The following is a 13,273-nucleotide window of genomic DNA, read 5'->3' as shown; positions in this document are numbered from 1 at the left end:
TTGGAACCGGTACTCGAGGCCAAGGGGATCAGCAAGCGCTTCCCCGGCGTGCTCGCTCTCGACGGCGTGTCCCTCGCCCTTCACCCGGGCGAGGTGCACGCCCTCGTGGGGGAGAACGGCGCCGGCAAATCAACGCTGATCAAGGTCTTCACCGGCGTGTACCACCCGGACGGCGGCGAGCTGCTCCACCAGGGGCGGCCCGCCGTGTTCGGCACACCCATGGACGCGCAGCACGCCGGCATCTCCACCATCTACCAGGAGGTCAACCTCGTCCCCATGATGAGCGTGGCCCGCAACCTGCTGCTCGGCCGCGAGCCACGCGGCCGCTTCGGCGTCATCGACGCGGGCGCGATGTACGAGGAGGCCGGGCGCGTCCTGGCCGGCTACGGCGTCGAGACCGACGTCCGCCGGCCGCTGCGCGACCTCGGCATCGGCGCCCAGCAGATGGTCGCCCTGGCCAGGGCCGTCTCGGTGGACGCGCGGGTGGTCATCATGGACGAGCCCACCTCCTCCCTGGAACCGCGCGAGGTCGGGACCCTCTTCGGGGTGATCAGGCGGCTGCGCGACAGCGGCATCGCCGTCATGTACGTCAGCCACCGGCTCGACGAGCTCTACCAGGTGTGCGACCGGGTCACCGTGCTCCGCGACGGCCGGCTGGCGCACACCGGGCAGCTGGCCGAGCTGGAGCGGTTGCAGCTCATCTCGCTCATGCTCGGCCGCGACCTGGGCGAGGTGCGGGGCTCGGGCATGACGAAGTTCTCCCGCGACCGGCATCTCGCCGCCGGGACCTCCGTCGACCAGCAGGCCGAGCCGGTCGTCGAAGCCCGCGGCCTCACCCGGCGGCACGTGCTCGACGGCGTCGACGTCTCCGTCAGACCGGGTGAGGTCGTCGGGCTCGGCGGCCTGCTCGGCGCCGGCCGTACCGAGACCGCCAAGGCCATCGTCGGCGCGATGCCCATCGACGGCGGGCAGGTGATCGTCGGGGGGCTGCCGCTGCGCGGCGGCTCCACCAAGGCGGCCATCAGGGCGGGCGTCAGCCTGCTGCCCGAGGACCGCAAGGCCGAGGGCATCATCCCGACGCTGTCGGTGCGGGAGAACATCGCGCTGGCCGCGCTGCCCTCACTCGGCACGGCCGGCGTGGTCTCCGACACCAAGATCGACCGGGTGGTGGAGATCTTCATGCGCAGGCTGCGGATCAAGGCCGCCTCGCCGAACCAGCTCGTGTCCGAGCTGTCCGGCGGCAACCAGCAGAAGGTCCTGCTGGCCCGCTGGCTCGCAGTCCGGCCCAAGGTGCTGCTGCTCGACGAGCCAACCCGCGGCATCGACGTGGGCGCCAAGGCCGAGGTGCAGGCGCTGATCGACGAGCTGGCGGCCGAAGGGCTGGGCGTGCTGCTGATCTCCTCCGACCTGGAGGAGCTCGTCGAGGGCGCCGACCGCATCCTGGTGCTGCGCGAGGGCGCGGTCGTCGGAGAGCTGTCCGGCGACGACGTCACCGAGGAGAGAATCATGGCAACGATCGCGGAGCAGGCGGATGGCTGAGCTCACCTCGCCGCGGAGCGAGCGGATGGCGGTGCTCAAGCCGCGCGTCTACGCCTGGGTCCAGGACTACGGCGTGTACGCGGCCGTGCTGGCGCTGCTGCTGTTCAACGTGCTGTTCACGCCGTACTTCCTGGACGCCTCCAACTTCCGCACCCAGCTCGTCCAGGTCACGCCCATCGTCATCGTCTCGCTCGGCATGGCGCTGGTGATCGGCACCCAGGGCATCGACCTGTCGGTCGGCTCGATCATGTCGCTGGCCGCCGCCGTGGTCGTGCTCTACCTCGGCTACGGATGGCTGCCGGCGCTGATCGTCGCCCTGGTCGGCGGCGCCGTCGCCGGGGCGGCGGGCGGGGCGCTGGTCGCCTACGTCGGCGTCCAGCCGATCGTCGCCACCCTCGCGCTGCTCGTCGGGGTGCGCGGCCTGGCCAACGTGTTCGTGCCACAGCTCGTCGAGTTCCGCAGCGCCGGGCTGATCGCGCTCGGCAGCAGCTCGGTGGCCGGCATCCCGATCATCGTGCTCATCGCGGGCGCGCTCACGCTGCTGATGATGTTCGTGGTCCGGCGCACCACGTTCGGCCGCCAGGTGGTCGCCATCGGCGGCAACCGGACGGCCAGCGAGCTGTCCGGCCTGCCGGTCAAGCGCGTGCTGCTCAGCGTGTACGTCATCTCCGGGCTGCTCGCGGCGCTGGCCGGCGTGCTGGCCACCGCCAGGCTGCAGGCGGCCGACCCGACCTCGCTCGGCCTGTTCATCGAGCTGTCCGCGATCACCGCGGTCGTGGTCGGCGGCACCCCGCTGACCGGCGGGCGGATCAGGGTGCTCAGCACGGTCATGGGCGCCCTGCTCATGCAACTGCTCGCGGCGACCCTGATCAAGCACAACCTGCCACAGTCGTGGACGCAGATCGTCCAGGCCGGGATCATCCTGGCCGCCGTCTACGCCACCAGGGAGCGTGGGACCCGATGACCTCTCGCGAACAGGTGAGCCGGACCCTCCAGCAGCACGGCGCCCTCATGGTGCTGGCCCTGCTGGTGCTCGTGGGCAGCCTGGCCTTCGACTCGTTCTCCAGGTTCGACAACGCCGCCAGCGTCGTGGTGTCCTCGTCCTTCCTGGCGATCATCGCCATCGGCATGACGTTCGTGATCATCAGTGGCGGGATCGACCTGTCCGTGGGGTCGCTGTTCGTCCTCGGCGGGGTGCTGGCGGCCTACGGCTCCCAGTACGGGCTGCTCGTCGCCCTGGTCCTGCCCCTGGCCGCCTGCGGGCTCGTCGGCCTGCTGCAGGGTGTGATCATCGCCAGGACCGGGATGGCGCCGTTCATCGTCACCCTGGCCGGGCTGCTCGGCGTCCGCGGCCTCATGCTGGCCCTGTCCGACGAGGGCGCCACCACCTACCTGGTGAAGGACCCCGCCTTCGCGGCGCTGGGCCAGGGGCAGATCCTCGGCCTGACCTACCCCGTGTACATCACCATCGGGCTCGCCCTGGCCGCCATGGTGCTGCTGCAACGGACCGGCTTCGGGCAGAACGTCTACGCCATCGGCGGCAACCAGCAGGCGGCCGCCCTCATGGGCGTGCCCGTCGCCAGCACCAAGATCCGCGTGTACGTCATGTCCGCGCTGCTCGCCGGGCTGGCCGGAGCGCTGAACGCGGCCCGGCTCTCCTCCGGCGTCACCATCCTCGGCATCGGCCTCGAACTCGACGTCATCGCGGCCGTGGTCATCGGCGGCACGCTGCTGACCGGGGGCGCGGGCGGCATCACCGGGACGGTGGCCGGGGTGCTGCTGCTGGGGGTCATCCAGAGCCTGATCAACCAGGTGGGCAACCTGACCTCGGCCTTCCAGCAGGTGGTCAGCGGGTTGTTCCTGGCGCTGGTCGTGGTGGCGCAGCGGCTGCTGAGCAAGGCGCAACGGCTGTCCTGAGGCTTCGGCGGCTTCGCGTAACGGCCATAATCGGGGCATGCCGCCCACTGTCGAAGATCCCGCCGTGCTCGGGGGTTATGCCATCCGGGGACGGCTGGGCGAGGGTGAGCGGGGAGTCGTCTACCTGGGCGCGGGCGACGACGGGGGCCAGGTGGCGATCAAGTGGCTGCGCCCGCACCTGGCCGGTGACCCCGTGGCCGCCCGGCGCTTCACCCGCGAGGCGGCGCTGGCGCGGCGGGTCGCGCCGTTCTGCACGGCGAAGGTGCTGGCCACCGGGGTGCACGAGGACCGGCCGTACATCGTGAGCGAGTACGTCGACGGGCCGTCGCTGCGGCAGGCGGTGGCGCGGGACGGGCCGTGGGCGGGCTCGGGGCTGCATCGGCTGGCGATCGGCACGGCGACCGCGCTGGCCGCCATCCACCAGGCCGGGATCGTGCACCGCGCCTTCGACCCGGACAACGTGCTGCTGGGCGGCGAAGGGCCGCGCGTCATCGACTTCGGCCGCGCCCAGGCGTTCGACGGCCAGATGTTCGACGGCCAGGCGTTCGACGCTCAGACGTTCGACGTCAACGCGTTCGAGGCCGGCGCGTTCGACGCGGACGTGGCGATCGGGGCCGAGCCTGTGGGTGTCCCTGCCTTCATGGCTCCCGAGCAGCTTCTGGGGAGGGCGGCGGGGCCCGCGGCGGACATGTTCGCCTGGGCGAGCACCCTGGTGTTCGCCGCCGACGGCGTCGGCCCGTTCGCCGCCGGGTCGGCGCCCGAGATCGCCCGGCGGGTGCTGTACGACGAGCCGGTCCTCACCGGGCTGACCGAGCCGTTACGCGGTGTCGTGGCCATCTGCCTGGCGAAGGATCCGGCCCGCCGGCCGACCGCCGAGCAGGTGATCCTCCGCCTGATGGAGCACCCGGCGTCCGGGCAGCGCGAGCGGGAGCGGGCCGCCGCCCTGGTCAGCGGCCACCGGCCGGGGCCGCCGGTCGAGCCTGTACGGGAGAAAGCGGCCGAGCCTGTACGGGAGAAAGCGGCCGAGCCGGTTCGGGAGAAAGCGGGTGAGTCCGTTCGGGAGAAAAGGCGCAGCGGGTGGGTGGTCGGGGCCGTCGCGGTCGGGGTGGCGCTGGTCACCACGGTCGCCGTGGTCCTCGTCTCGGGCAACGACCTGGACGGCAGGCCCCGTGTGCGGTCCACCGCCTTGACGGGCACCCCGGCCGGCAGCCCGACCCCCACGCCGGTGCGGACCGCGAACCTGGTCAGTTCGCCGTTGCCGGGCACGGACGCCACCTTCTTCGAGCACCCGTCCGACACCGCCCGGCTGACCACGTACTCGGTTTACAGCGCGAAAGCGAAGCAGTGGGTGTACTACACCCGCGACTCCCTCTCCGGAAAATTCCGGAAATATGCGGATGTGTGGGAGAGCGTTCTGTCGCCCGACGGCCGCTACCTGGCCCGGCGCGGCAAGCGCTACCGTAACGGCTACGACAGCGTCAAGATCACCGACAAGATGACGGGCCGGACCTCCACCGTCGACGTGGTCCGCAGGCCGCTCAGCGCCTACGTCCAGGCCTGGTCACGCGACAGCCGCCGCCTGCTGCTCAACGTCGGCACCCCGATCAAGGACTCGTGGCAGTCGACCGGCTTCGCCATCGTGGATGTGACCAGGCGCACCGCCACCGTCGCCGCGCTCAGGGAGAGCCGGCTGAGCGACATCCGCTACGGCTTCGCCCCCTCGGGCGGCGGCGTGGTGGCTCTGGCCGTCGGGGCCAGGCGGCAGGCCCTGCGCTTCTTCGACGGCGACGGCCGGCGCCTGCGGAGCATCCCCGACGTGGGCGCGGGCGTCGCCGACTACCTGTTCTCCCCGTCGGGGAAGAAGTTCGTCACCAACTGCCCAGGGCTCGCCACGGGCACCGCCTGCGTGTACGACTCCCTCTCCGGGCTGGAGCTGGAGCGCTTCGACAACCGCTGCACCAACCTGGCCAACTGGTACGACGACGACCACCTGATCTGCTGGGTCCGGCCGGACACCGGCGGCCAGGGACACCAGGCGCAGGTCGTGGACTTCACCGGCAACCCGGTCCGCGTGCTGGTGGACGCGCCGACCGGAGCGGCGGACCTGAGCGTGACCTACACCTACACCGACTAGCTCGCGCCCACGTGCCGGAGGGGCGGACCTGAGCGTGACAGCCCACCGCCGCCCACGTCCGGGAGGGGCGGTCACCGTGCTCTGGAGCTGCGAGGACTGCGGCGAGGCGGCGGCGCGGCGGTGGCGCGGCGCTGTGGGATGCTGGTCGGGTGACGTTGGAGGACCTCGTCCGGCTGCGCCGGGCCCGTGACCGGATGGACCGCGACTACGCCGAGCCGCTCGACGTTCCGGCGTTGGCCGGCGGTGCCTTCATGTCGCCGGGTCACTTCTCCCGCAGCTTCCGCGCCGCCTTCGGCGAGACGCCGTACAGCTATCTGATGACCCGCCGGATCGAGCGGGCCAAGGCGCTGCTGCGGCGGGGCGACCTGTCGGTGACGGAGGTCTGTTTCGCTGTCGGCTGTACGTCACTGGGGTCGTTCAGCTCGCGGTTCACCGAGCTGGTCGGCGAGAGCCCGAGCGCCTACCGGGCCCGCGGCCATGACGAGGGCGCCACCATCCCGGCCTGCGTCGCCAAGATCTACACGCGACCCGTCAGGAACGGAGAAGCCAAGGCGGCAGACCCCTCCCTAGGGTGAAACGCATGGACATCAAGCTCGCACAGTGCTTCATCGCCGTCGACGACCACGACAAGGCGCTCACCTTCTACCGCGACGCCCTCGGCCTGGAGGTGCGCAACGACGTCGGCTTCGAGGGGATGCGCTGGGTGACCGTCGGGTCGCCGGCGCAGCCCGACGTGGACATCGTCCTCGAACCGCCCCTCGCGGACCCGAACGCCTCGCCCGCCGACCGGGAGGCCATGGCCGAGCTGCTGGCCAAGGGCCTGCTGCGCGCCGTCATCTTCAGGACCGACGACTGCGACGCCACCTTCGAGCGCGTCCGCGCCGCCGGTGGCGAGGTGCTGCAGGAGCCGATCGACCAGCCCTACGGCGTGCGCGACTGCGCCTTCCGCGACCCGTCCGGCAACATGCTCCGCTTCAGCCAGCCCCGCGCCCAGTGAGCGGCCGGGGGACTTGACGCACCCGCCCGCGCGCGGTCGCAGCCGGGGGACTCAACGCACCCGCCCGCGCGGGCGCAGCCGGGTCCCCGGCAGGGCGGGGGCGGGCAGCGGCTCGCCGTCGAACCCCTGGACGGAGCCGAAGCCCGTGCCCTCCGTCCACTCCTTGCGGAAGGCGACGATCTCGTCATGGTCGCGGCCGACGAAGTTCCACCACATCACGATCTCCTCGCCGAACGGCACGCCGCCGATGAGCAGCATCCGCCCCTGACCGCTGACCCGCAGGCTGTCGCGGCCGGGCGGCAGGTAGCGCAGAGGGCCGGGGCGCAGCGGCTCGATGGCCCCGTCGAGCAGCAGCAACCCGTGCTCGAACGCCGGGTCGAGCGGCACCACGGCACTCCCGTCGACCGCCACCTCCGCCCCCACCAGTGGGCTGTGCACGGTGGCGGGCGACGTCTCCCCGCCGAGTGAGCCCATGATCACGGTGGCCGCGAAGCCGGTCCCGGCCCGTACGGGCAGCACCGCGTGATGCTCGAAGGCGGGCGCCACCTCCCGGCGCTCGCCGGGCAGCGCCACCCAGAGCTGGACCCCGTGCAGCGCCTCGTGCCGCGACTCCTCGGAGTGCGAGATGCCGCGCCCGGCGGTCATCAGGTTGAGGCTGCCCGGACGGATCTCCTGCAGGCTGCCGAGGCTGTCGCGATGCAGCACCCGGCCGGTGAGCAGCCAGCTCACCGTCTGCAGGCCGGTGTGCGGGTGCGGCGGCACCCGCATCGCCGTCTCCTCGGGACCGTAGGCGTCCACGAAGCACCAGGCGCCGATCATGCGCCGGCGCACGTTGGGCAGCGTCCTGCTGACCGCCATCGCCCGCGGCCCGCCGAGCGGCACCGAACGCCCCTCCAGCAGCTCGCTCTCCTCGCCCCCGCCGCCCCCGCAGCGCACCTCACGCGGCTCCCGCTCCAGATTGCTCATCCTGCGACTGTACGGCGAGCCGCCCCGACGTTCGAAGCCCCGCACAGCGAAGCGCTGCCACGTACGTAGCCCGTACGGCGAGCCGCCGCGAGGTTCGTACCCCCGTGATCAGCCCAGTGTCTTCCACCAGCCGTCGACCGCCGGGGCGGCGGTGGTGTCGACGGCCTCGCCCGGGCGTGGCACCACGATCGCGACGTCGCGGGCCTTGGCCTCCCGCCACAGCCGGTCGACCGGCTCCGCCCACGGGTGCAGCGCCAGGGTGAACGTCGCCCAGTGCACCGGCAGCATGAGCTTGCCGCCCAGGTCGAGGTTGGCGTTGACGGCCTCCTCGGGGTCCATGTGGATGTCCGGCCAGGACGCGTTGTAGGCGCCGACCGGCAGCAGGGTCAGGTCGAACGGCCCGTGCGCCGCCCCGATCCCCTTGTAGCCCTCGAAATAGCCGGAGTCGCCCGCGTAGAAGACCCGCTTGGCCGCGCCGGCCACCACCCACGAGCCCCACAGCGTGTCGTTACGGCTGAGCGTACGGCCGGAGAAGTGCCGGGCGGCCGTGGCGACGAACCGCAGCCCCGCCACCTGCGCCTCCTCGTCCCAGTCCAGCTCGATGATCCGGAAGGCGGGCACGCCCCACCGCTCCAGATGGGCGCCGATGCCGAGCGGCACCAGGAACGGCGCCTTCTGCGTCCTGGTCAGCGTCCGCACGCTCTCCCGGTCCAGGTGGTCGTAGTGGTCATGGGAGATCACCACCGCGTCGACCTGCGGGAGCCGGTTGAGCGCCACGGGCAGCGGATGAAGGCGCTTGGGGCCGACGAATCGCGAGGGCGAGGGTCGATCGCTCCACACCGGGTCGAACAGCACCCGCCGCCCCTCGATCTCGACCAGCGTGGAGGCGTGGCCGTACCAGATGGCCCGCAGCCTGGTCGGCGAGGGGTCGCCGGTCGGCGGCACGCGCACCGGGACGGGACCGGGCGGGCGGCGCAGCTCCCTGTCCTTGGCCAGCTCGCCCAGCATGTTCACCGGCGGGGCCGTCATCATGGTGGTGGTCTCGGGCATCGGGTTGAAAAAGGTGCCGTCCCTGAACTGCGGCGAGCGCCGTATCCTGTCGGCCCGCTCCGGCCCCGACTTCAGGGGCCGGACGCCCAGCTCGGCGGGCACATCCCGCAGTGCCCATCCCGCGGCGGCCAGGGCCGCGCCTCCCGCCAGGATGCGCCGGACTGTCCGAAAATCTGCCATCGCACACTCCTTCATGAAGTCAGTCGCACCCAGCTCAACTGATCCCGACGGCCGCTGTGTTCCCTACTGGCAGCGATATGTCGCGATACGTCAGAAAACCCGGCTACCGCTCCGGTCCGCCGTCCCTGGGGTGCGGCCAGGGGTTGGGGCGGCAGCGGCCCAGCGACTTCGACTGCTGCATCATCACCGGAGCCGGACGTCCGGGGCCGGGGCAGGTGGTGTGATCATGGCCGAGGGCGTGACCGACCTCGTGGCTGATCACGTACTGACGGTATGCGTCCAGGTCGCCGCGGTACTGCGGGACACCCGTGGCCCAGCGGAGGGCGTTGATGATCGAGCGGGTGCCGTTCCAGCACGACAGGTCACCGCCGGTGCGCAGCGGCCGGCACCCGCGGTCGGTCAGGCTCGGACTGGACAGGGCCACGCGGACCCGCACCGGCGGGTGGTCGACGCGCCGGAACCGGGCCCAGCCGCGCGGGTCGTTCAGCGTGCGGTGCACCTCGGCGGCGAACGCGCGGCCGTCGAACGGCAGGCCCCGCTCCACCTCCACCAGGTAGCGCAGCACCGCCCCACGGCCACGCCTGGGGGCCGCCCCGCCGCGCACCACCGCGTAATGGCCGGACGCGGCCCTCGGCACGCGCGGCACCTGCGATCTCCGCGGTTTCGCCGCCGCCGGGGGTTCGCTGGGCGGCACGTCCTCGGCGTCGGTCCTGCCTGGGGATGGGGAGACCTCGCGGGTTCTCGGCGTCGTCGCGCCGCACGCCGTGACCGGCAGCAGCATCAGGACCAGCAGTACGAACCGGCGCATGGCCGCCTTCCCCTCCGAGCACGGTGGGGAGGCTTCGATCATAGAAGAGCGGTTTTTCTCCTCATCCAGGGGGACCGTACGGAGTCAGGTCGATGGGCGGCTCCTCGCCCAGCACCAGACCGGCCACGAGCGACCCGGTGAGCGGGCCCGCCGTCAGGCCGTACGCGCTCAGGCCCGTCGCCACCGCCACCCGGTCGGTGACGCGGCCGATGAGCGGCGGCCCGGGGGCGTACACCGGGCGCAGCCCCACCCTGGTCTCCGTCACCGTCGCGCCGAACAGGCCGGGCGCCACCCGCAGCCCCGCCTGCAGCACCTCCTCGAGCCCGCCCATCGTGACGCGCGGCGCGAACCCGACATCCTCCACCGTCGCCCCCACCACCACGCGAGAGCCGGGGAACCCCAGCAGGTACGGCCCGCTCCTGGGCAGCACGATGGGCCACCAGGCCGTGTCGACGCCGTCCAGGGTGGCGTGCACGATCTGGCCGCGCCTCGGGAAGACCGGCAGCTCCACGCCGAGCGGCCGGCACACCTCACCCGTCCAGGCCCCGGCCGCCACGATCACCGCATCGGCCTCGACCACCGCCCAGCTCTCCTCGGCGACGCCGATCTCCTTCCCGGCCGCCACCCCCTCGCCACCGGCCTCGCTCTCGACAACCGCCGCCTCCTCCACCCCGGCACCGTGCGGGCCTGCATCCTCACCCAGCGGGCGGGTGCCGGCGTCCTCCGGGCCGGTCGTGTGCTCGCCGGCGGGCTCGCGTCCTGGGCGTTCAGGTGACGGGGGTTCCGGGGCGCCCTGGCGCCAGGACGGTCGGCCGCCGGTCGTGCCGCGTGCCTCGGGCGGAGGCGGGGACAGCGACCGGCCGCGCGCGTCGGCCTCACGCGCCGCTCGTACCAGCACCTGGCCGTCGGGGGTGATCGTCGCCGTTCCCGTACGCAGCTCCGCGCCCTGGCGGAGGGCCGCACCCAGGAGCGCGTCCCGCACCGCGCGCCCGTCGACCCGGGCGGCGCCGGGGACGAGCAGCGCGCTCAGGTCCTCGGCGATCGGCGGGAACAGCGCCGACGGCGCCGTCACGTCCGAGACCACGCCCATCTCCGGTGCCTCCGCGTAGCGGCGGGCCAGCAGGGCGCGCACCGGCTCCAGCTCGGCGGGCTCCTCCGACACCAGGAGTGCCCCCACCTGGGCGTAGCCGATGTCCTCGCCCAGGGCGCCGACGAGCTCGGGGTAGCGGCGGGCGCCCTCCCGGGTCAGTTGGTACCAGTCCTCGTCGTCCGGATGGTCCACCCACGGGCACACGATGCCCGCCCCCGCCTGCGTCGCCTCGCCCCGGTAACCCCCGTCGATCACGGTGACGGACACGCCGTGGCCGCTCAGGTGGTAAGCGGCGGCGGCGCCGACGATGCCGCTCCCGATCACTGCAACACGCATAGGCCAATGATCGCAGCCGGGTTAGCGTCGGAAGATGACCGTCGTCCTCATCGGCACGCTGGATACCAAGGGCCAGGAATACGGATGGCTGCGTGACAGGCTGATCGGGCTCGGCCGGGACGTTCTGGTGATCGATACGGGCACCGGCGAGCCGGGCGTGTCGTACCCGGTGGACGTACCCAATGACCAGGTCGCGGCTTCGACGAGGACCAGGCGCCCGCCATGGCCGAGGCGGGAGCCGACATGCTCGTCCCGCACCTGGGCCTGACCACCACGGCGGTCCCATCGCCGAGCAGGTCACTGCCTTCAAGAATCTGGAGCTCTAAATGCTGATAAATCCGGACAATGTGTCGACCATGACCTTCGACTGGGGCTCGATCAAGTGGTTCGTCACTCCGTCGCTCGTCCCCGGCGCGAGCAGCACCCTGGGCGAGGTCATCGTCAACCCCGGCCAGGGCCACGCCCGCCACAATCACCCGGACGCCGAGGAGATCCTCTACGTGATCTCCGGCGAGGCCGGCCAGATGGTCGACGACGCCGAGCCGTTCCCCATCCGGGAGGGCGACACCGTGCACATCCCGAGAGGCGTCTTCCACTCGACGCACAACACCACCTGGCGTCCACTCCGTCTGATCGTCACCTATACGCCGGGCGGCGAGGAGAAGGCCCTGGAGGGCGCCCCCGACTACCACCTGCACGAGCCGGGCCAGGTCCCACACTGGCACCAGCCGTAGCGCCTGGGCCAGGGTCAGCGGCCGGCGGACCAGTTGTACATCTTCATCAGGCGGGCCGCGACGTGCACGAACTGGTCGGCGTCCATGATGGCTCCTTCGCGCCGGATGTCGTCCTCGTCCAGCACGAACACCCGATCCAGCCGTACAAAGGAGGCCTTCCCGTCACGCCCCCACGCGCCGACGCTCATCCACTCGGGCCCGTCGTCGCCCTGGCTGGAAAGCATCATGCCCAGAAGCCCGCGCCCGCTGCGGCCCACGACGAGCAGCGGCCGGTCCTTGCCACGCCCAGGATCCTCCTCGTACGGCACCCAGGCCCAGACGATCTCACCGGGGTCGGCCAGACCGTCGAGATCGGGGGAGTAGGACAGCTTCACGGCCTGCGCCGACGACACCTCACGCACAGCGCCCTTGGCGGGCCGGGGGTCTTCACCTGAATCTCGCACCGTCGGATCCTACGGAACCCGCCCCCACCCGCACCAGGCGGGGTATGCGATATCTCCTCGAGCCTTCGGGCGCCACCATCGGGTGGGGTACCGCTGCCTCACGGTTGGGAGGGATGCCGATGTTGTTGACGAAGCTCTCGATGAGCTTCCAGCGTCCAGGCGCTGCGCGTCCACCCGGCCTGACGACCTGGCCGCGCCCGGACGGCGCTGCTCTAGAATCCCATTCTGTGACGTCAGCGTTCTTCACGCGCGGCGCGGCAGGGTTCGTCCCCGCCCCGCACGCCCGCAGTCCCTGGGCCCCCGGCATGCTCCACGGCCGCCTGATCGGCGGCCTCGCCGCCAGCGCCGTCGAGGAGGAGTACGGCGACCCGGAGATGCACTTCGCCAGGCTCACCGTCGACCTGTTCCGCAACAGCCCGATGCTGCCGATCACCGTCGAGGTCGCCCTGGTCAGGGACGGGCGCCGGATCCGGGTGGCCGACGCCGTGCTCAGCACCGAGCAGGGCGTCATCGGCCGGGCGAGCGTCGTCCTGCTGAGGAAGGGCGAGCAGCCCGCCGGCGACCGGCCGGTCACCCCGGCGTGGGACGAGAGCCCGCCCGACGGGCCGCCGCCGGAGCACCCGGGCGGCTGGGTCCCGCCGTTCGACCTGTGGTCGCTGCCGGGGTGGAACGGGCCGGGACGCAGGCGGATCTGGATGCGTGAGACCTGCCCGCTCGTCGAGGAAGAGAGGCTCTCCCCGTTCGTGCGGGCGGCGCTGGCCGCCGACTTCGCCAGCCCTCTCAGCGGCATGGACAGCGGCGGCCTGCAGTTCATCAACGCCGACTACACGCTCAACCTGGCGCGCCTGCCGGAGGGCGAGGTGATCGGCATGGACGCCACCGGTCACCTCAGCACCGAGGGGGTCGCGGCCGGCCAGTGCACCGTGCACGACGCGGCCGGACCGATCGGCTACTGCCTGGTGTCCGCCATCGCCAACCTGCACAGGACTTAAGCGGAAAGCTGATCCACCGCCCTGCGCAGGCTCGCGGGAACCTGATCCCGCCGCGTCGGCCGGCCCGGACGTTCGACGTCCGGGCCG

The 13,273-nt window shown here is 72.1% G+C and carries 14 protein-coding genes; 9 read left to right on the top strand and 5 right to left on the bottom strand.

Annotated features, from left to right (window positions below):
- From IEY87_RS14925 to IEY87_RS14900, 6 genes are all read left to right on the top strand, one after another.
- Entirely contained in the window at positions 1-1,539 is a 1,539-nt protein-coding gene (locus IEY87_RS14925) for a sugar ABC transporter ATP-binding protein (protein ID WP_189139216.1), read from the top strand.
- Positions 1,532-2,503 (top strand): ABC transporter permease, encoded by a 972-nt coding sequence (locus IEY87_RS14920; RefSeq protein ID WP_189139215.1) that lies wholly within the window; start codon positions 1,532-1,534, stop codon positions 2,501-2,503. The genes IEY87_RS14925 and IEY87_RS14920 overlap by 8 nt, the downstream gene beginning before the upstream one ends.
- Complete coding sequence (locus IEY87_RS14915; protein ID WP_189139214.1) at positions 2,500-3,456, top strand: ABC transporter permease; 957 nt, start codon at positions 2,500-2,502, stop codon at positions 3,454-3,456. Before IEY87_RS14920 ends, IEY87_RS14915 begins: the two co-directional genes overlap by 4 nt.
- 37 nt (positions 3,457-3,493) lie before the next feature.
- Positions 3,494-5,590 (top strand): serine/threonine protein kinase, encoded by a 2,097-nt coding sequence (locus tag IEY87_RS14910; RefSeq protein WP_189139213.1) that lies wholly within the window; start codon positions 3,494-3,496, stop codon positions 5,588-5,590.
- Positions 5,591-5,784: 194 nt separating this feature from the next.
- Positions 5,785-6,165 carry a helix-turn-helix transcriptional regulator gene (locus tag IEY87_RS14905; protein WP_225277366.1) on the top strand — a complete coding sequence of 127 codons (381 nt, stop codon included), beginning with the start codon at positions 5,785-5,787 and terminating at the stop codon, positions 6,163-6,165.
- 5 nt (positions 6,166-6,170) lie between these two features.
- A complete protein-coding gene (locus IEY87_RS14900) occupies positions 6,171-6,587 on the top strand; it encodes a VOC family protein (protein ID WP_189139211.1) in 417 nt (138 codons plus the stop codon).
- A 51-nt stretch (positions 6,588-6,638) separates the two neighbouring features.
- Here the strand turns inward: IEY87_RS14900 and IEY87_RS14895 are convergent, their stop codons facing one another.
- The 4 genes from IEY87_RS14895 to IEY87_RS14880 all read right to left on the bottom strand — a co-directional run bounded on the left by IEY87_RS14895 (position 6,639) and on the right by IEY87_RS14880 (position 11,017).
- On the bottom strand, positions 6,639-7,553 hold the full coding sequence (locus IEY87_RS14895; protein WP_189139210.1) for a pirin family protein: 915 nt from the start codon (positions 7,551-7,553) through the stop codon (positions 6,639-6,641).
- A 108-nt stretch (positions 7,554-7,661) separates the two neighbouring features.
- Entirely contained in the window at positions 7,662-8,783 is a 1,122-nt protein-coding gene (locus tag IEY87_RS14890; protein WP_189139209.1) for an MBL fold metallo-hydrolase, read from the bottom strand.
- 103 nt (positions 8,784-8,886) lie between these two features.
- Entirely contained in the window at positions 8,887-9,591 is a 705-nt protein-coding gene (locus tag IEY87_RS14885; RefSeq protein WP_225277322.1) for a DUF3152 domain-containing protein, read from the bottom strand.
- 61 nt (positions 9,592-9,652) lie between these two features.
- Positions 9,653-11,017 carry an FAD-dependent oxidoreductase gene (locus IEY87_RS14880; RefSeq protein ID WP_189139208.1) on the bottom strand — a complete coding sequence of 455 codons (1,365 nt, stop codon included), beginning with the start codon at positions 11,015-11,017 and terminating at the stop codon, positions 9,653-9,655.
- 34 nt (positions 11,018-11,051) lie between these two features.
- Here IEY87_RS14880 and IEY87_RS14875 point away from each other — a divergent pair, with 34 nt between their 5' ends.
- Together IEY87_RS14875 and IEY87_RS14870 are read left to right on the top strand one after the other, a co-directional pair.
- On the top strand, positions 11,052-11,285 hold the full coding sequence (locus IEY87_RS14875) for a Tm-1-like ATP-binding domain-containing protein (protein WP_189139207.1): 234 nt from the start codon (positions 11,052-11,054) through the stop codon (positions 11,283-11,285).
- Positions 11,286-11,373: 88 nt separating this feature from the next.
- Entirely contained in the window at positions 11,374-11,751 is a 378-nt protein-coding gene (locus IEY87_RS14870) for a cupin domain-containing protein (protein ID WP_225277323.1), read from the top strand.
- A 14-nt stretch (positions 11,752-11,765) separates the two neighbouring features.
- Here the strand turns inward: IEY87_RS14870 and IEY87_RS14865 are convergent, their stop codons facing one another.
- Positions 11,766-12,194, bottom strand: coding sequence for a type II toxin-antitoxin system PemK/MazF family toxin (locus tag IEY87_RS14865; RefSeq protein WP_189139205.1), 429 nt, complete (start codon positions 12,192-12,194; stop codon positions 11,766-11,768).
- 227 nt (positions 12,195-12,421) lie between these two features.
- Here IEY87_RS14865 and IEY87_RS14860 point away from each other — a divergent pair, with 227 nt between their 5' ends.
- A complete protein-coding gene (locus IEY87_RS14860) occupies positions 12,422-13,186 on the top strand; it encodes a thioesterase family protein (protein ID WP_225277324.1) in 765 nt (254 codons plus the stop codon).
- Positions 13,187-13,273 lie beyond the last annotated feature (87 nt).

Origin of the sequence: Nonomuraea glycinis, assembly GCF_014646515.1 — a bacterium.
GTDB lineage: Bacteria > Actinomycetota > Actinomycetes > Streptosporangiales > Streptosporangiaceae > Nonomuraea > Nonomuraea glycinis.
The sequence above is the reverse complement of the archived record's forward strand: the minus strand, read 5'-3'. Positions and strand labels throughout refer to the sequence as shown.